Annotated in this window: 16 protein-coding genes; 7 read left to right on the forward strand and 9 right to left on the reverse strand. The window is 70.0% G+C overall.

Going from position 1 to position 17,912, the window contains the following annotated elements:
- Positions 1-40: 40 nt before the first annotated feature.
- From AB0K67_RS17740 to AB0K67_RS17755, 4 genes are read right to left on the reverse strand one after another with little or no spacing between them, the layout of a single operon-like run.
- Positions 41-1,000: a glycine betaine ABC transporter substrate-binding protein gene (locus tag AB0K67_RS17740; RefSeq protein ID WP_364060567.1), complete on the reverse strand. Its 960-nt coding sequence runs from the start codon at positions 998-1,000 to the stop codon at positions 41-43.
- Positions 997-1,773: an ABC transporter permease gene (locus AB0K67_RS17745; RefSeq protein WP_364060570.1), complete on the reverse strand. Its 777-nt coding sequence runs from the start codon at positions 1,771-1,773 to the stop codon at positions 997-999. Before AB0K67_RS17745 ends, AB0K67_RS17740 begins: the two co-directional genes overlap by 4 nt.
- Entirely contained in the window at positions 1,770-2,957 is a 1,188-nt protein-coding gene (locus tag AB0K67_RS17750; protein ID WP_364060573.1) for a betaine/proline/choline family ABC transporter ATP-binding protein, read from the reverse strand. Before AB0K67_RS17750 ends, AB0K67_RS17745 begins: the two co-directional genes overlap by 4 nt.
- Positions 2,950-3,615: an ABC transporter permease gene (locus AB0K67_RS17755; RefSeq protein WP_364060576.1), complete on the reverse strand. Its 666-nt coding sequence runs from the start codon at positions 3,613-3,615 to the stop codon at positions 2,950-2,952. The genes AB0K67_RS17750 and AB0K67_RS17755 overlap by 8 nt, the downstream gene beginning before the upstream one ends.
- A 384-nt stretch (positions 3,616-3,999) precedes the next feature.
- Here AB0K67_RS17755 and AB0K67_RS17760 point away from each other — a divergent pair, with 384 nt between their 5' ends.
- Together AB0K67_RS17760 and AB0K67_RS17765 are read left to right on the forward strand one after the other, a co-directional pair.
- Positions 4,000-4,935, forward strand: a complete 936-nt coding sequence (locus AB0K67_RS17760; RefSeq protein ID WP_364060579.1) for an alpha/beta hydrolase — start codon at positions 4,000-4,002, stop codon at positions 4,933-4,935.
- Between the two features lie 804 nt (positions 4,936-5,739).
- Positions 5,740-6,369, forward strand: a complete 630-nt coding sequence (locus tag AB0K67_RS17765; RefSeq protein WP_364060582.1) for a DUF6879 family protein — start codon at positions 5,740-5,742, stop codon at positions 6,367-6,369.
- 52 nt (positions 6,370-6,421) lie between these two features.
- Here AB0K67_RS17765 and AB0K67_RS17770 read toward each other — a convergent pair whose 3' ends face one another.
- Positions 6,422-7,645 carry an acyl-CoA dehydrogenase family protein gene (locus tag AB0K67_RS17770; protein WP_364060585.1) on the reverse strand — a complete coding sequence of 408 codons (1,224 nt, stop codon included), beginning with the start codon at positions 7,643-7,645 and terminating at the stop codon, positions 6,422-6,424.
- Positions 7,646-7,748: 103 nt separating this feature from the next.
- Between AB0K67_RS17770 and AB0K67_RS17775 the strand changes: the two genes are divergently transcribed.
- A complete protein-coding gene (locus AB0K67_RS17775; RefSeq protein WP_364060588.1) occupies positions 7,749-8,621 on the forward strand; it encodes a TetR family transcriptional regulator in 873 nt (290 codons plus the stop codon).
- A gap of 58 nt (positions 8,622-8,679) precedes the next feature.
- Here the strand turns inward: AB0K67_RS17775 and AB0K67_RS17780 are convergent, their stop codons facing one another.
- The 4 genes from AB0K67_RS17780 to AB0K67_RS17795 are packed head-to-tail and all read right to left on the reverse strand — an operon-like array spanning position 8,680 to position 13,419.
- Positions 8,680-10,608 carry a DUF6807 family protein gene (locus tag AB0K67_RS17780; protein WP_364060591.1) on the reverse strand — a complete coding sequence of 643 codons (1,929 nt, stop codon included), beginning with the start codon at positions 10,606-10,608 and terminating at the stop codon, positions 8,680-8,682.
- Positions 10,608-11,660 (reverse strand): mandelate racemase/muconate lactonizing enzyme family protein, encoded by a 1,053-nt coding sequence (locus tag AB0K67_RS17785; RefSeq protein ID WP_364060594.1) that lies wholly within the window; start codon positions 11,658-11,660, stop codon positions 10,608-10,610. The genes AB0K67_RS17780 and AB0K67_RS17785 overlap by 1 nt, the downstream gene beginning before the upstream one ends.
- A complete protein-coding gene (locus tag AB0K67_RS17790) occupies positions 11,657-12,529 on the reverse strand; it encodes a 5-dehydro-4-deoxyglucarate dehydratase (protein ID WP_364060597.1) in 873 nt (290 codons plus the stop codon). Before AB0K67_RS17790 ends, AB0K67_RS17785 begins: the two co-directional genes overlap by 4 nt.
- Entirely contained in the window at positions 12,526-13,419 is an 894-nt protein-coding gene (locus AB0K67_RS17795; protein ID WP_364060600.1) for an NAD(P)-dependent oxidoreductase, read from the reverse strand. The genes AB0K67_RS17790 and AB0K67_RS17795 overlap by 4 nt, the downstream gene beginning before the upstream one ends.
- A gap of 192 nt (positions 13,420-13,611) precedes the next feature.
- Between AB0K67_RS17795 and AB0K67_RS17800 the strand changes: the two genes are divergently transcribed.
- The 4 genes from AB0K67_RS17800 to AB0K67_RS17815 all read left to right on the forward strand — a co-directional run bounded on the left by AB0K67_RS17800 (position 13,612) and on the right by AB0K67_RS17815 (position 17,908).
- Complete coding sequence (locus AB0K67_RS17800) at positions 13,612-14,565, forward strand: LacI family DNA-binding transcriptional regulator (RefSeq protein ID WP_364060603.1); 954 nt, start codon at positions 13,612-13,614, stop codon at positions 14,563-14,565.
- Positions 14,566-14,760: 195 nt separating this feature from the next.
- Complete coding sequence (locus tag AB0K67_RS17805) at positions 14,761-15,723, forward strand: sugar ABC transporter permease (protein ID WP_364060606.1); 963 nt, start codon at positions 14,761-14,763, stop codon at positions 15,721-15,723.
- Complete coding sequence (locus AB0K67_RS17810; protein ID WP_364060609.1) at positions 15,707-16,573, forward strand: carbohydrate ABC transporter permease; 867 nt, start codon at positions 15,707-15,709, stop codon at positions 16,571-16,573. The genes AB0K67_RS17805 and AB0K67_RS17810 overlap by 17 nt, the downstream gene beginning before the upstream one ends.
- Positions 16,574-16,621: 48 nt before the next feature.
- Positions 16,622-17,908 carry an extracellular solute-binding protein gene (locus AB0K67_RS17815; protein ID WP_364060612.1) on the forward strand — a complete coding sequence of 429 codons (1,287 nt, stop codon included), beginning with the start codon at positions 16,622-16,624 and terminating at the stop codon, positions 17,906-17,908.
- Positions 17,909-17,912: the final 4 nt, after the last annotated feature.

Here is a 17,912-nt window from a genome sequence, read left to right on the forward strand (position 1 = left end):
GACCTGCGGGCTGCCCGCGGTCAGGTATGGCTAACGCCTCTCATCGGACGAATCCCTGTGACCTGAGCCAGTCGCGGGCCACCAGCACGGGCATGTCGCCGTCCACGTCCACCTGCGCGTTCAGGTCGCGCATGACGTCGTCGGTCAGCTTCGCGCTGATGGGCGCGAAGATCTTCGCGATCTCCGGGTGCGCGTCGAAGAGCTGCCGCCGCATCGTCACCGCCGCGTTGTACTGCGGGAAGAAGTGCCGGTCGTCCTCCAGGAGCACCAGGCCGAGCGCCTTCACCCGGCCGTCCGTGGTGGTGACCATGCCGAACGTGCACTGCCCGGTGGCCACCGATCGGTAAAGCACGCCGACCGACAACCTGCGCACGTTGGCCCTCGGCACGTCCTTGCCGTACTGCAGGCCGTAGCCCCGCAGCATGCCGAGGAAGCCGTCGTCGCGGCCGAAGGTCTCGTGGTCCACGCAGAACGTGCGCTGCGGCAGCGGCACCTTGGTGATGTCGGAGATCTTCGACAGGCCCCACTTCTCGGCCGACGCCTTGGTGACGCCGAGCGCGTAGCTGTTGTTCAGCGGGGCGGGCGGCAGCCACACGATGCCGTTCTCGCGCAGGTCCAGGTCGCGTACGGCCTCGTACTGCGCCTGCGCGCCCTCCACCGGCTTCTGCTGCCCCAGGTAGGTGATCCAGCCGGTGCCCGTGTACTCCCACATCAGGTCGGCGTCGCCGCGGATCAGCGAGGCGCGGGCGTTCACGCTGCCCTGCACGTTCGTCTGGTCCACCACGTCCGCCCCGGCCGCGGTGAGGGCGACCACGGCGATCTTGCCGAGCACGAGCTGCTCGGTGAACTCCTTGGAGGTCACCCGCACCCGCTTGCCCTCCAGATCGGGGATCGGGCGGATGCTGCCCGGCTCGATCGGCGGCACGAACGACGACGCCGGCCGCAGCCCGCACCCGGCGGCACAGAGCAGGACCGCGAGGGCGGCGGCGAGAGCCCTCATGTGAGGCCCTTCGGGGACAGCAGGCGCTGCGCCAGCCCGGCCCCCCAGTCGATGAGCAGCGCCAGCACCGCGATCAGCACGCATCCGGTGACCAGGATCAGGTTGCGCTGCGTGCTCACCCCGGTGGTGATCAGGTCGCCGAGTCCGCCCGAGCCGATGAACGCCGCGATGCCCGCCGTGCCCACGTTCAGCACCAGCGTGGTACGGATGCCCGACAGGATGACCGGCACCGCCATCGGCAGCTCCACCTTGAACAGCACCCCCGACGCCGACATGCCGATGCCGCGCCCGGCGTCCACCAGGCGCGGATCCACCTGCTCCAGGCCCACCATCGTGTTGCGCAGCGTGGGCAGCAGGCTGTAGGCGAACAGCGCGGCGACCGCCGTCCAGAACCCGATCTGGAACAGCACCGCGAGCAGCACCACCAGGCCCACCGCCGGGGTGGCCTGGCCCAAGTTCACCAGCGACAGCACCACCGGCGTGGCCTTGCGCAGCGCGCCCCGCGTCAGCAGCACGCCCAGCGGCAGCGCCACCGCGAGCACCAGCACGGTCGAGAAGAACACCAGCTGGATGTGCTCCCACGTGCGGCGCATCAGGAACGGCAGGCTCAGCGAACCCCGCTCGATGCCGTCGAGCGGCACGATCTGCGTGTAGCCGACCATCGCGGCGGCCACCGCCAGGTAGCACAGCGGGGGCAGGAACGCGCGCCACGACCGCCCGATGCGCGGCTCCGGAGTGGTCGCCTGCCTCTCGGCGGCGCTGTCGACCGTCATCCGGCACCGCTCCTCTTCAGCCGCCGCTCCCGCTCGCGGGCCTTGATCGACTGGATCGCGTTCTGCACCGTGCTCAGCGACAGCGCGCCCGCGTACGTACGCCGCCTGCCCTCCACCGGCAGGATGTCGGTGTCGGCGTTGAGCAGCGCCTCCAGCGCGTCCTGCAAGGTGCTGCGGTGACTGATCGTGCCGGTCACGGGGTCGCCCGCAGAGCCGGCAGGACCCGTACGGCCCTCGAGGTCGGCCGTGCTCACCCAGCGCAGCGGGCGGCGCATCCCGTCGGTGATCAGCGCGTAGCCCCGGCCGTCGCGCTCGACCTCGCGCAGCACGTCGGCGCAGTCGCGGTCCTCCGGGAAGAACGGCACCTGGTCCAGCTCGATGTCGCCCACCTTGGTCAGGCGCAGCAGCCGCATCGATGAGCCGCTGCCGAGGAACTGCTCGACGTACTCGCTGGCCGGGTTCGTGAGGATCTCGGCGGGACGGGCGTACTGCACGATGTGCCCGGGGCGCTGCATGATCGCGATGCGGTCGCCGATCTTGAGCGCCTCGTCCACGTCGTGCGTGACGAAGACGATCGTCTTGGCCAGGTCGTCCTGAAGACGGAGCAGCTCGTCCTGCAGCCGCTCGCGGGTGATGGGGTCGAGCGCGCCGAACGGCTCGTCCATGAGCAGCACCGGAGGGTCGGCGGCCAGCGCCCTGGCCACGCCCACCCGCTGCTGCTGGCCGCCCGACAGGCGGCGCGGATAGGTGTCGCGGAACTGCTCGGGCTCCAGACCCACCAGCGTGAGCAGCTCGTCCACCCGCTCGGCGATGCGCTCGCGGTCCCAGCCGAGCATCTTGGGCACCTGGGCGATGTTCGCCGCCACCGTCATGTGGGGGAACAGGCCGGCCTGCTGGATGACGTACCCGATGTGGCGGCGCAGCCGGTCGGGGTCGATGTCGCGGGAGTTCTGGCCGTTGATGATGATGTCGCCCGACGTCGGCTCGATCAGGCGGTTGATCATCCGCATCGTGGTGGTCTTGCCGCAGCCCGACGGGCCGAGCAGGACCACGATCTCGCCCGCCGCGATGTCCAGGTCCAGCTCCTGTACGGCCGGCTCGCCGCCGCCGGGGAACGCCTTGGTCACCTTGCGCAGCTCGATCGGCACGCCGTGAGTCGTCGCGGCCGGCCGCTGGTCAGGCACGTGCACCTCCCGAGGCGGGCCGCCGGCTCGGCGTGGTGAGCCGGCCGATCAGCACGAAGACACCGTCGAAGACGAGCGCCAGGATCGCCACGCCGATCGTGCCGGTCAGCGTGGCGTTGAGCGCGTTCGCGCCGCCGAGCCTGGCCAGCCCGGAGAAGATCTGCTCGCCGAGCCCCGGGCCCGAGACGTACGCGGCGACCGCGCCGATGCCCATCGAGAGCTGCGTGGCCACGCGGATGCCCGTCAGGATCACCGGCCAGGCGAGCGGCAGCTCCACCTTGAGCAGCGACCTGCGGCGGCTCATTCCGATGCCGCGCGCGGCGTCCACCAGCAGGGGATCGACGTCGCGCAGGCCGACGATCGTGTTGCGGACGATGGGCAGCAGGGCGTACAGCACGATCGCCGTCACCGCAGGGGCCACGCCCAGGCCGAGCGGCGGGATCAGCAGGCCCAGCATGGCCAGCGACGGCACCGTGAACAGCACCCCGGCCGCCGCCGTGGCCAGTGCCGAGGGCCTGGGGCGGCGGTAGGTGGCCACGCCGATGAGCACGCCGAGCACGGCCGCCACCAGCACGCATTGGGCGACCATGCTGGCGTGCTGCCACGTCTCGAAGACGATGAGATCCCACCTGTCCTCGATGTACTCCCACAGTGTCATCGCCTGACCTCTAACCGTGACACCCAGCATCAAACGCCCCATCTGTCACTTCTTGCACAAAGATGGAGCGGGGAGGGTTGCCTGCTGCGGTGCTCTTGACCTGCGGCAGAAGGCATCGGCCAGTCCGGCGGCGCCCGCCTCCTGCGCGGCCGGCCCGCCAACCGCCGGCGCCCGATCCTTGACCGCTACCTGATCCCCGCCATGGCCTGCTGATGCGGCGGTTGTCCCCCTTGAGAGCTACCGGAGGTTGTCCACCGAGCGGTGACGACCGGCAGGGGGCCGAAACCATACCGTTCTCTGTGTCGGCGGCGATCAACGAAATCGCCCGCCGGCACCGCCGGCCGGACCAGCCCGGCGGCCTGACATCTCGCTTGGGAGGACGACATGAAGCGCACGTTCAAGGCAGCCGCCGTGATCACTCTGTGCACCGCCGTCGGGATGGGCATCGCCGCCGGACCGGCCGCCGCCGCTCCGCAGACGTGGGACCCGCTGGCCGGCACCGGCCTGTCGAACTTCGACCCGTTCGGTGGCAAGCGCAAGGCCGACCCGTTCGTCGGCACCAAGAAGATCAAGGTGTCGGGCAAGTCGGTGAACGTGTCGTGCTCCGGTCGTCCCGCCACGGGCCGCAAGCCGGTGATCGTGCTGCTGGCCGGCATGGGTGACGGGCTGGACAAGCTGGCCTCCCTGCAGAAGACGCTGAGCAAGAAGAACCGCGTCTGCTCCTACGACCGGCTCGGCGAGGGCAAGAGCGACAAGCCGACCCGCAAGCAGACCTTCGCCGACACCGGGCGCATCCTCACCGGCGTGCTCGACCGCGTCGCCGGCCGCCAGCCCGTCGTCCTCGCCGGGCACTCGCTGGGCGGGCTCATCGCCGCCAGGTACGCACCCGAGCACCGCGACCGCGTCAAGGGCCTGGTGCTGCTCGACGCCACCCCCTCCACCATGCAGCGCGACGTCAAGACGGCCATCCCCAAGTCGGCCACCGGCCCCGCCGCCGAGCTGCGGGCCCAGAACCTCGCGGTCTTCCAGGGGCAGAACCCTGAGATGCTGGTCGTTCCGGACGGCAGGGTGCGTTCGGCCGGGCGCATCCCGGTCGAGGTGATCCGGCACGGCAAGCCGTACCTCGCGGCGATCCCGACGTACGGGCCGAAGCTGGAGAAGGCGTGGGCCGCCGGCCAGCGCAAGTGGCTCGCCCTCTCCCGCAACAGCCGCCTGACCGTGGCGAAGAAGAGCGAGCACTACATCTACGTCGACCAGCCCGAGCTCGCCGTCAAGGCCATCCAGACCGTCGCCGCCAAGGCCCCCCGCTACGCCCGCTGACCCCGCCCTCGTTGCCGGGGATCCGGTCGGCGCGGCCGGCGGGGCAACCTGGCGCAGGGCGCTGAGGCTTTCGGCGCGGACGCTGAGAGGGCGGGCGCAGGCGCCGAGGCGTCGGTGCGTGGGTGGCGGGAGGGCCGGCGTAGGGGCCGGGCGTCGACACGGGTGCTGGGTGTCGGCGTAGGGCTGGGTGTCGGCGCTGGTGCTGAGCGGCCGACAGGGGTGGAGGTGGGGTGAGGGAAGCCGGCGCGGCCTTCAGCGGAACGGCGAGGGTGCTGAGGGCCGCGCCGGCGCTGGGAGAACCGGCGTTCGGCCGGTTGGGTGAACTCGGGCCGGGGCTGCCGAGCGGCACGGCCGCCGTACGGGAAGTGGTCCTGCCCGTGCGGCGGCCGGTTCGCGCCAAAGGGGAGGCATCGGCGCCCCGGCCCGTGGGGCGGCCGGTCCCCGTTGAGCGGGGGCATCGGCGCCCGGCACTGTGCGGCGGGTCGGCGTTGCCGGCTGTTCGTGCCGTTCCTGCCTTTCGTGCCTTTCTGTTTTCGCGGCTGAGTCGCAGGCGGGTTGCGTGCTCAACACTCCGGCCACAACGCCGGAATTATTCGATTCGTGGGGGTTTGTGCGGGCGCAGGGAGGGTTTTTCGGGTTTTTGCCGGGGTTGGGTGGGGGATGCTCGACAAGCGGCGCTTCGTGGTGATAGTCAGGGACTTGACCTGCGAAATCAAGCTTGTGCCGTCGAGTGCGGCGACCGGTCCTGGCGTGATGTCCGGTCGTTCGGCGTGCGGGCTGCTTGCGTGAACAAGGGATACTCTCATGCTTGAGCGCATTCATGAGATACCGGGCGTCAGGCTGAGTGCGGACGAATATCTGGACGATTTCTGGCCTAATTTCCGGAAAATAGATGACGTGTTCTGGAAGCTGGAGCGCATCCAGAGTTTCCAGGAGACGGGCGAGCCGAGCTGGGTCGCGATGATGGAAGGCGACTGGGACCGGTCGCTGAAGCTCATCGACGACAAGCCGATCGGGTGGTTCGACAGCCGGGGCGGGCTGATGCGGGAGTACGACCGCCCGGCCGAGAGCTTCCTGCGCAGGCGCATCAGGATCGTGGAGCAGCCCGTCACGCCGTACCTGCAGTGGGAGATGCACGTGCTGGCGCTGCGGGTGGCGACCGTCGAGCAGGTGCGGGTGCTCGACGCGGGCGAGGTGGCCGAGCTGGAGGGCGGGCGGCGGCTGCCGGAGCTGGTGGTGCTCGGCACGGTGGTGATGTACGAGGTGACGTACGACGAGACCGGTACGCACAGCGGGGCACGGCGGATCGACGACCGGGAGGTGATCGAGGCCTGCCACGGTGAGCTGGACAAGTTGTTCGCCGCGGGTGAGGACTTCCGCTCCTACTACGACCGGGAGATCGTGCCGCTTCCCGCGCCCCGGGTGAGCGTCTGACTTCCCCCCGCCGGATGAGCGTCTGACGCAGCCCCCGAGCGCCCGGCGAGGCCTACAGTGGCAGGCCGCCGGTGGCCGCGGAGGTGGAGCCGGTGGCCTGGTATGCGGCGATGGTGCGTTCGGCGATGCGCATCTGGTGGATCTCGTCGGCTCCGTCGGCGAAGCGGGCCCACCGGGCGTGCTGGAACATCTGGGCCAGCGGCGTGTCGGTGGAGTAGCCGAGCGCGCCGTGCACCTGGATGGCGCGGTCGACGATGCGGTTGAGGCTGCCGGCCACGAAGTGCTTGGCCATGGAGACCTCCGTACGGAAGTCCTCACCCTTGTCGATCTTGGACGCGGCGTGCAGGACCATGAGCTTGCACTGGTAGAGCTCCATCGCCGAGTCGGCGATCATCCACTGGATGCCCTGCTTCTCGGCCAGCAGCGAGCCGTGGCTGTAGCGGTTGAGCGCGCGGTCCACCATCATGTCCAGGGCGGTCTCGGCCTGCGAGATCCAGCGCATGCAGTGTGCGAGGCGAGCCGGGCCGAGGCGGTACTGGCCCAGCCGGTGCCCGTTGCCCCGGCCGCCGAGTACGGCGCTGGAGGGCACCCGCAGGTCCTTGATGACGATCTCGCTGTGCCCGGTGGAGCCGTGCATGGTCTCGATCTCGCGGACGTCCTGCCAGCCGGGGTTGGGCAGGTCGATGATGAACGCGGTGTTGGCGCCCCGCGACCCCTCGGGCACGTCCTTCTCCGTACGGGCGATGAGGATCGCGAAGTTCGCCCGGCGCGCGTTGGAGATGAACCACTTGTGGCCATTGATGACCCACTCGTCCCCGTCCTGGACGGCCTCCGTACGGATCAGGGTGGGGTCGGAACCGGCCACCTCCGGCTCCGTCATGGCGAAGCAGGACATCACCCGCCCTTCCAGAAGCGGACGGAGGTACTTCTCCTTCTGCTCGTCGTTTCCCCAGTGCAGCAGCGTGTGCATGTTGCCCTCGTCGGGGGCCTGGCAGTTGAGCACCCACGGGCCGATGCGGGTCTTGGCCGCCTCCGACTGCACCATGGCCAGCTCGACGTGCCCGAGCCCCATGCCGCCCCACTCCTTCGGCATGTGCGGCAGCCACAGCCCCTGCTCCTTGGCGAGGGAGCGGAGGTGGAAGATCGTGCGCAGGTACGCCTCGCGGTCTCCTTCGGGCACCTCGTCCATGGCGGGGATGACCGTGCCCTGGATGAACGCGCGGACCCGCTTGCGGATCTCCTCGTGCTCGGGGGCGAGGGTGAAGTCGATGGCCATGCGGTCGTACCTCCCAATGCGCGGGACGGCTGATCCCCAAGGGCGATTTCACCGATAGTACTATCGGTGAAATTCCGCACAAGACCCGCGGGAGAATCGACCGATGACGAGCACGCCGCTCACCAGGAGCGAGGCCAAAGACCTGACCAGGCGCAGGCTCCTGCGCGCCGCCCTGACCATCCTCGACGAGGAGGGCGAGGCCGGGCTCACCACGGTCAAGGTCGCCAAGGCCGCCGGCATCGCGCAGTCCAGCTTCTACGTGCACTTCAAGGACATGCAGGAGCTGCTGCGGGTGCTCGCCCAGGAGGGCGGCGAGCGGCTGCGCGCCTCCATGCGCGAGGCGCGCCGCAAGGCCCGCGAGGCTCCGGGCGACATCGACCTCCATCGCGAGACGTTCCGCATCCCGCTGGAGGCCATCTGCCGCCATCCCGAGCTGTTGCGCATCCAGCTCAGGGCGCGCCACGACCCCTCGTCCTCGCTGCGCGACTTCGCCAGGGAGACGGCGGACGCCTACCGCGACCATCACGCCGCCGACCTGGCCGCGCTCGGCTATACCGCCGACGACGAGCGCGACAGGCGGCGGCTGGAGATGACCGCCGAGGGCATCAACGCCGCCACCAACGCGCTGGCCATGGGCCACCTCGAAGGGCGCTACCCCGATCTCGACGAGGCGGCCGACATCCTGACCGCCCTGTCCCGCGGCGCCCTGCGCCTCCTCAGATCGACGGCCGGCAAGTCCGCGTCGCCGGGAGGCCCGCCGCAGGAGCCGGAGGGCTCCCCGGCTTCGCGCGCGGAAGCGGGCTCGCGCGCTGATGCGGGCTCGCGCGCTGATGCGGGCTCGTGTGCCGAGGCGGGCTCGTGTGCCGAGGCGGGCGGGCCCGTTTCAGACGGCTCGGATCCCGAGATGAGCGAGCCCGCCCCGCACGGCTCGCGCCCGGCACGAAGCGCCCCCGCCTCAGCCGGGGAGTCCGGCTGAGGCGGGGGCGGCGGGTGGGGGCTCCGGTGAGGCGTGGACCGGAGCCCTGAGGCGGTCGTCAGAACGTGACGGCGGACGCCAGCGCCCCAGCCTCGTCCGCCGTCAGCCGGCCGTCCGCCACGACCGTGACCACCCGCCGCGACAGCGTGTGCTCGAAGGTCAGCGGCGTGTCCCACGCCAGCGCCTGCCCCACCCCCGGATATTCCGCCACCCGCACGAACCACGGGTCGCCGTCGGCCTGCACGAAGACGAGCGTCCAGTCGCGCCCCTCGGGCGTGGTGCCCGACATCGCGATCCACGGCTCCCTGCTGCCGTGTACGGCCTGCTCGTCCCCGGGCAGCGTGACCCGGTCGACGGAGGTGCCGGGCGCCCGCCAGAAGAAGCCGCCGTACCCGGCGCCGGCCCGGCCCTTGGTGGCCGAGCTCTCGATCTTCAACGGCTCCCCGGTGAGGTTGGTCAGCGTGAACGCGAAGTCCAGCGCCCACGCCTCGCCCAGCGGCCGCGCGGCCACCGTGCGCTCTTCGCGGACCAGCGGCCCGCCGGGGCCGACCCACTCCAGCAGCTCGGTGAAGCCGTCGTCGTCCAGCCGGGTGAAGGCCAGGTGCCGCTGCGTGCCGTGGTTGTCCAGCCAGGTCGGCCCCTGGTCCTTGACGTACGTGCGCCCGCCCCAGAAGTTGGCGCCGCCGAGGTCGGAGATCGCCACCCCGGCGCCCAGGTGGTGCACGTGGTCCTCGGGGCGCACCTGGGTGACCTCCACGCCGCCCAGCGTGCGCACGCCGTGCAGGTACGGGCGCGGCGAGTCGGTGGCGGGCAGGTCGGGACGGAAGTCGTAGGCGGCCACCTCGGTGCCCGACACCAGCAGCGACACCCGCGTCCACGGCGCGTCCAGCTCGGAGTAGAGCGCCAGCTCGGCCGCGCTGCGCCGGGTCAGCTCGACCACGCCGGGCAGGACCCGCCCGGAGACCTCGCCGCCTGTGTCCCTGAGCACGATCTGGTGCCGCTCGGGGATCGGGACCGGCTCGGGCGACAGCCGGATGGCGTCCACCACCTGGGTGAACCGCTCGGTCGCGGCCAGCGGCGCCAGCAGCTCCGCGCCGGTGCGCACGTGGTCGATGAGGTTCTCCAGCAGCCCGGTACGCTCGTGCACGGTCGTGACGACCGACCCGTCGGTCAGCTCCACCACGAGCCGGTCGTTGGTGTAGGTCAGCGTGGCCTGGCCGCGCTCGCCGTGCACCACCAGGTACGGCTCGTGCCGGGGCACCGACTCGGGCGCGCACAGCGTCACCGCGATGGTGATGACCAGCCCGTCCTCCAGCCGGATCCGTACGCAGGAGGTGTCGTCGGACTCGATGGGGTGTGCGTGGTACAGCTCGGTCTCGATCCCGGCGATGGGGGCGTCCACGAGGGCCAGCGCGGTGGCGATCGCGTGCGCGAACGGGTTGGTCAGCGCGCCGTCCATCACGTCCACGCCGTTCAGCCGGCGGCGACCGGCCCAGGGGGCGCGGGTGAAGTACGCCGAAGGACGCTCCCAGGCCCCGGCCCCGCCGATGCCGCGGATCCGGCCGAGCGAGCCGCCCGCGATGATCCGCCGCAGATGGGGGATGGCGGCCGAGCCGAGCGACTGGAAGCCGACCTGGCAGGCGAGGCCGGTCTCGGCGACGACCTCGGCGATTCTGCGCTGCTCGTCGAGGCTGGGCGCGGGCGGCTTCTCCAGCAGCACGTGCGTGCCCGCGCGCAGCGCGGTGATCGCGAGGTCGGCGTGGGTGTTGATCGGCGTGCAGATGATGGTGAACTCCGCGCCGGTCTTGGCGATCAGCTCGCCCAGGTCGGACGACTGCGGCGGGTCGCAGAAGTCCACCTCGACCGGCCGCAGGTCGCAGATGCCGACCAGCTCGACGATGCCGCGCTCGGACAGCTCGCGCAGGATGCCGAGGTGGTGGCGGCCGTGTCCCTGCGCCCCTGTGAGGATCACCTTGGCCGGCGCCATCACGACCACCTCAGCCCGAGCCCGGCGTGGTCGCCCGCGCGCAGCACGCCGTCCGACACCCGCACCGGGTACGGCTCGGCGAGCAGCCCCAGCCGGGCGAAGGAGGCGTCCTCGACGTCCTCCACCATGAGCGGCTGCGGCAGCGCCAGCGCGAGCTGCCCCGACACCTCGCTCAGCAGGTGCGGGTAGACCGGCACATCGTAGGTGCGGGCCAGCTCGGCGATGCGCAGGAACGGCGTGATGCCGCCGACCCGCACCACGTTCGGCTGCACCACGTCGCACGCACCGGCGGCCAGCAGGTCGCGGAAGCCGTAGGTGGTGTAGACGTTCTCGCCGACGGCGATCGGCACGTCGATGGAGCGGCGCAGCTCGACGTGGGCGGCCACGTCGTCGGCGGGCAGCGGCTCCTCGATCCAGTACAGGCCGAACTCGCGCAGCGCGGCCAGCGCGCGCCGGGCCCTGTGCAGGTCCCAGCGCTGGTTGGCGTCGATCATCAGCAGCCGGTCGGGGCCGATCACCTCGCGGACCGCCGCCACCCTCTCGACGTCCTCGGCCAGGTCGGGGCGGCCCACCTTGATCTTGACGCCGCGGTAGCCGGCCGCCACCCAGCGCCTGGCCTGCTCGACCAGCTCCTCCAGCGGGTAGTGCAGGTTGACGCCGCTGCCGTAGACCGGCACCTCGTCGCGCCGCCGCCCCAGCACGTCGGGCAGCGCCTGCTCGCCGCAGCGCAGGTCCCACAGCGCGAGGTCCACGCCGGCCAGCGCGACCGTGGTGACGCCGCCGGGGCCGGCCTCGCGCAGGTGCCGCCAGAGCCGGTCCCAGACCACCTCGGGGTGCGCGGGCGCGCCGATCAGCGCCTTGCGGATGTCGTGGTCGAGCAGCGCCTTGACGGCGTGCGCGCCGATCTGCGGCGTCCACGAGAACCCGGTGCCGGTGCGCCCGTCCTTCAGCGTCACGTGGGTGACGATCACGTGGTTGTACGGCACGTCCGCGCCCCACGGGCGGGGCAGCGGGACCGTGCGCAGCTCGGTACGCAGCTCCGCGATCGTCATGACGCCACCCGGTCAAGACCGACCTTGATCAGCTCCTGCAGCTCGGCCAGGTGCTCCTCGGACACCTCGACCAGCGGCGGCCGCACGCCGCCGACGTCCAGGCCGCGCAGCCGCACCCCGGCCTTGATCAGCGACACCGCGTACCCCGGCACCTTGCCGCGCAGCCGGACGAGCGGGGCGTAGAACTCGGTGAGCAGCCGCTCGTCGCCGTTCAGGTAAGCGAGCGCGATCTCCGGTGCGAACGCGAACACCGCGCTGGAGTACAGGTGCACGCCGATGCCCCGGTAGGCGGGCATGGTCAGCTCGGCGGTCGGCAGCCCGTTGAAGAACTGGAAGTCGGGGTGGTTCTCGCGCACGGCGAGCACGGTCCGCTGCATGCGGTCGATGTCGCCGACGCCGTCCTTGAGCCCGATCACGCCCGGGATCTCGGCCAGGCGGACCACGGCGTCGGGTTCGAGCACGACCGAGCCGCGCTGGTAGATGACCACCGGCAGCACCTCGGCCACGGCCCGCACGTACGCCTCGAAGCCGTGCCCTGGGCCCTGCGCGAGGTAGGGCGGCATGAGCAGCAGCCCGTCGGCGCCCGCGTCCTTGGCGGCGCGCGCCTGCTTCAGCGCCGCGCCGATCGGCCCGCCCGCCCCCGCGAACACCGGCGCTCGCCCGGCCACGACCTCGGTGGCCACCCGCACCACGCGGGCGTGCTCGTCCTCCGACAGCGCGGAGAACTCGCCGGTGCCGCAGGCCGCGAACACGCCGCCGGGGCCGTGCTCCATGCCCCTGCGCACGTGCTCGGCCAGCACGTCCTCGGCCAGCGCGCCGCCGGCGTCGAAGGGGGTCACGGGGAAGAACAGCACACCGCTGAGTTTCATTCGGTCTCATCCTTGAGTTCGGTACGCCAGCTGCGCTTGGGCCGCCAGCCGAGCAGCCGCTCTGCCTTGGCGGTCGAGAAGGCGGGGGTGGTGCCGGTGAGCCCGTCGGCGAACCCCTCGGTGCCGGGCACGACCTGGGGGAGCAGGTCGGCCAGCGGCTTCCTGGCCAGCGCGTCGGCGGCGCCGGCGAAGAACACCTCGCCGTTGGGCAGCTCGGGCAGCGCCTCGGCGAGCACGGCGATCATCTCGGCGGCGTCGCGGGAGTCGATGTAGTTGAACAGCGACACCCCGCCCAGCTCGGGCCGGTCGAGCCGCTCGCGTACGGTGTGGCCGGACTGCGTGGGCGCGCCCGCCCACTCCTCGGGCGGGATGACGAAGCACGGGCGCACGGCGGCCATCTTGGTCGTGCCGGCCTCCGCGAACGCCTTCATCGTGTGCTCGGCGGTCACCTTGGACAGGTTGTAGGCGTTCCAGGGCTTGACCGGGTGCTCCTCGTCGATGGGCAGGTAACGGGGAGCCCAGCCGCCGGGGGCGCCGTACCCGATGACGGTGGGGCTGCTGGCCAGCACCAGGTTCGCCACGCCGAGCGCCACCGACGCCTCGCACACGTTGAAGGCGAGCTGCGTGTTGACCTTGAAGATCACCGACTCGGGCCGGCTGAACGGCGTCGCGATGGCGGCCAGGTGGATCACCGTCTCGGGACGGAATCTGGCCATCACCTCGAACGTCTCTCCCGCGTCGGTGAGGTCGGCCGGTAAGGTGACCGCTGCCTCCGCGGGCGTACCGGGGGCCCGGTCGACCCCGATGACCTCGTGCCCGGCCGCCGCGAGCGTGGTGACCACGCTGCGGCCGAGGCGTCCTGCGCTTCCGGTGACGAGGACTCTGCTCACCGTGTGGGGCTCCTTCAAGACTGCAAACAGTTGCACTAAACCTTTGTGTCAGGAAGGGTGAAGCGTCAAGAGGTGATTTCGTCACCGCACGCCTAGCTGCGGCTTCCTGAAGGGCTCGACTGACTGGCCGTGTGGCAAGCGCTTTCATCGCCCTAGTGGCTCCTGCAAGCGGTTGCGTTAGGGTGAGCGACTGTGACAGTGACGATTCGCGATGTGGCCCGGGCGTCCGGGGTGCACGTGTCGACGGTCTCCCGGACCTTCTCCGCGCCGCACATGGTGAACGCGGCCACCCGCAACCGGGTGCTGAGCGTGGCGGAGGAGCTGGGCTACCGGCCCAACCGGGCGGCACGGGCGCTGACGACCGGGCGTACGCACAATCTCGGGCTGATCGTGGCGGACATCGCCAACCCCTTCTTCCCTCCGCTGATCAAGGCCGCCCACGCGGCCGCCAGGCAGCGCGACTACCACCTGTTCGTGGCCGACACCGACGAGGAGCCGGCCGTGGAGGAGGAGCTGATCCAGGCATTCTCCAAGCAGGTGGACGGCGTGGTGCTGTGCAGTCCCCGCTCCTCCAACAAGGCGCTGGAACGGCTGGCCGAGCGGGTGCCGTGCGTGGTCATCAACCGCCGGCTGCGCGGCGCGGCCACCGTGCTCATGGACGTCGGACACGGCGCGAAGCTGGCCGTGGAGCACCTGGCGGGGCTCGGGCATCGCCGGGTCGCGCTGGTGTCGGGCCCCGCGGGGTCGTGGACGAGCGCGGAGATCCGTACGGCGGCCGAACAGGTGCCGGACATCGAGCTGGTCGTCATCGGCCCCAACGCGCCCACCGAGCGGGGCGGCTTCGCGGCGGCGCCGCGCGTGCGCGACTCGGGCGCGACCGGCGTGCTCGCCTACAACGACCTGGTGGCCATCGGCCTCATCGAGGGCCTCGGCGACCTCGGGCTGTCCGTGCCAGAGGACATCAGCGTGGTGGGGATTGACGATATCGTTCCCGGGCGGCTGAACCGCCCGAAGCTCACCACCGTCGCCATGCCGACGGCCGCGGCGGGACGGCTCGCGGTCGATCTGCTCATCCAAGAGGTGAGCGCCACGACCTCGCTGGAGACCCGGCTCGTGATCAGGGACTCCACTGCGGCTCCGCGATGACGCGGCTGCTGCAAACGGTTGTACTAATCCGAAACGAAATTCATCAGACTTCTGTGGCGATCAAGCTCGCTAGCTGGGAAAACGCCGTAAAGATATATCGGTAACAGCCAGGTAACGCCTGCAAAGGGTTGACGTAACTTTCCCGCCAGCTATAGGAAAGCGCTATCCGTTCACCTACTCGCCGGAAGGTCCGTGATGACTGAAGTTTCGGCGGCGGTGAAACCCCGGCGGGCGGCGCCTGACGCCCCGCGCGGCGGCCACCGCTCCACGAAACGGTCCCGTCGGGAGGCACGGGCCGCCTATCTCTTCCTGGCCCCCTGGTTCGCCGGCCTGCTCGTCATCACGGTCGGCCCGATCCTCGCCTCCCTGTATCTGTCGTTCACCGACTACAACCTCCTGGAGGAGGCCAAGTGGGTCGGGTTCGACAACTACGTCAAGATGTTCACGCAGGACCCGAGGTTCCTGAACTCGCTGAAGGTGACCACGATCTACGTGGTCGTCTCGGTCCCGCTGCAACTGGCCTTCGCCCTCGCGCTCGCCCTGGTGCTCGACCGCGGCCTGCGCGGCCTGGCGATCTACCGCTCGATCTTCTACCTGCCCTCGCTGCTCGGCGGCAGCGTCGCGATCGCGATCCTGTGGCGCAAGGTCTTCGGCGCCGACGGCCTGGTGAACGCGGTGCTGGCGCTCTTCGGCATCGAGGGGCCCGGCTGGATCGGCGACCCCGACACCGCGCTGTCGACGCTGATCCTCCTGCACGTGTGGACGTTCGGCGCCCCGATGATCATCTTCCTGGCCGGTCTGCGCCAGATCCCGAGCAGCTACTACGAGGCCGCCGCGGTGGACGGCGCCGGCCCGCTGCGGCAGTTCAGGTCGATCACGGTGCCGCTGCTGACGCCCATCATCTTCTTCAACCTGGTGCTGGAGCTCATCAAGTCGTTCCAGTCGTTCACGCAGGCGTTCATCGTCAGCGGCGGCAGGGGCGGCCCGGCCGACTCCACCCTGTTCTACACGCTCTACCTCTACCTGAACGGCTTCAAGAACTACGACATGGGCTACGCCGCCGCGATGGCCTGGGTCCTGCTGCTGATCATCGCCGGGCTGACCGGGGTGAACTTCCTCGCTTCCAAGTATTGGGTCTTCTATGGCGACACCAAGTAGGCCGACTCCGGTGCTGTTCCGCCCCTTCCGCGGCGGGCCGGTGGTCAAGCACATCCTGCTGATCGGCTTCGGCCTGATCATGCTCTATCCGCTGCTGTGGATGATCTCCAGCTCGCTCAAGCCGGAGGAGCTGATCTTCCGTGAACCCGGCCTGTGGCCGAGCACCTTCACGCTGGAGAACTACACCGAGGGCTGGTACGCGCTGAAGCACCCCTTCGGCTACTACCTGTGGAACTCCGCGGTGATCACCGTGCTGTCGGTGCTTGCGAACCTGGTGGCGTGTTCGCTGGCCGCCTACGCGTTCGCCCGGCTGAACTTCCCGCTGAAGAAGCTGTGGTTCGCGCTCATGCTGGGCACGATCATGCTGCCCGCGCACGTCACGATCGTGCCGCAGTACATCATGTTCTCGAAGCTCGACCTGATCAACACGATCTGGCCGCTCATCATGCCGAAGGTGCTGGCCACGGACGCCTTCTTCATCTTCCTCATGGTGCAGTTCATCCGCACCCTGCCGAGGGAGCTGGACGAGGCGGCCGAGATCGACGGTGCCGGCTACTGGCGCATCTACATCAGGGTCGTGATGCCCCTGTGCATGCCCGCGCTGGCCACGACCGCGATCTTCACCTTTATCTGGACATGGAACGATTTTCTCAGTCAACTCTTGTATCTCAACAACCCCGACAACTTCACCGTACCGGTAGCGTTGCGCACGTTCCTGGACGCCAGTAGCGACTCGTCGTGGGGCCCGATGTTCGCCATGTCGATCATCGCTTTGGGACCCATCTTCGGGTTCTTTCTGGCGGGCCAGAAATACCTGATCCGTGGTGTCGCCACCACGGGACTGAAGTAGTTCCTCCTCCACCCCCCTCAACAGCGAACACCCATAGGAGGTAGAGCCGTGAGCTCTGGCAAGAAGATGTGGTCGGCGGCGCTGCTCGCCACCGCTGTGCTGGCGGTCACCGCGGCCTGCGGCGGCGGAAGCGGCGGTGGCGAGTCCGCCGATGGCAAGGTCAAGCTGCGCTTCTCCTACTGGGGCAGTGACGCGCGGCAGAAGATGACCGAAGAGGCGATCAAGAGGTTCGAGGCCAAGAACCCGAACATCGACGTCGAAGGCGAGTTCTCCGACTGGGCCTCCTACTACGAGACGCTGTCCACCAAGGTCGCCGGCAGCGACGCCCCCGACGTCATCAGCCTGGAGATCCGCGGCCTGCGCGAGTACGCCGACCGCGGCACCCTCGCCGACCTCTCCAGCAAGGTCAACACGGCCGACATCGACGCCAAGGTGCTGGCCACGGGTGCCATCGACGGAAAGCAGTTCGCCATCCCCACGGGCGTCAACGCCTTCTCCCTGCTGGTCAACCCGGCCCTGGTCAAGCAGGCCAAAGCCGAGATGCCCGACGACACCAAGTGGACCTGGCAGGACTTCATCGACCTGTCCGCCAAGATCACCGAAGGCAGCGGCGGCAAGATCATCGGTACGCAGCTGAGCTGGAACCCCGCGTACCTGCAGATCTACGCCGCGCAGAAGGGTGAGGAGTTCTACCAGGGCAACAAGCTCGGCCTGTCTCCCCAGACCATCAAGGACTGGTGGAAGATCATGCAGGACCTGATCTCGACCAAGGGCGCCCCCGAGCCCGCCAAGAGCTCCGAGATCGGCGCCACCAGCATCGACCAGTCGCTGCTCGGCACCAACACCGGCGCGATGGGCATGTGGTGGAGCAACCAGCTCGGCGCGGCGACCAAGGCGTCCGGCCAGGAGCTGGAGCTGCTGCGGATGCCGAAGCTGGAGGGCGCCCCGACCGGCGGCATGTTCCTGCAGCCCGCCATGTTCTACGCGGCCTCGTCGAAGTCCGAGCACCCCGAAGAGGCGGCCAAGTTCATCGACTTCATGATCAACGACCCGGAGGCGGGCGAGATCATCCTCAGCGACCGTGGCCTGCCGGCCAGCTCGAAGGTGCTGGCCGCGGTCAAGGACAAGCTGCCCGAGGCGGACAAGAAGACGCTCGCCTTCCTCGACGAGGCCAAGGGCGAGCTGACCGACCCGCCGGCCGCTCCGCCGAAGGGCGCGAGCGCCATGGAGGACATCCTGACGCGCTACTCGGAGGAGGTCATGTTCGGTCGCATGACCCCCGATGACGCTGCGCAGAAGTTCATCACGGAGGCCAACGCCTCCATCGCAGGCTAAGGAG

Source organism: Nonomuraea sp. NPDC052634 (assembly GCF_040678535.1).
Taxonomy (GTDB): domain Bacteria; phylum Actinomycetota; class Actinomycetes; order Streptosporangiales; family Streptosporangiaceae; genus Nonomuraea; species Nonomuraea fastidiosa.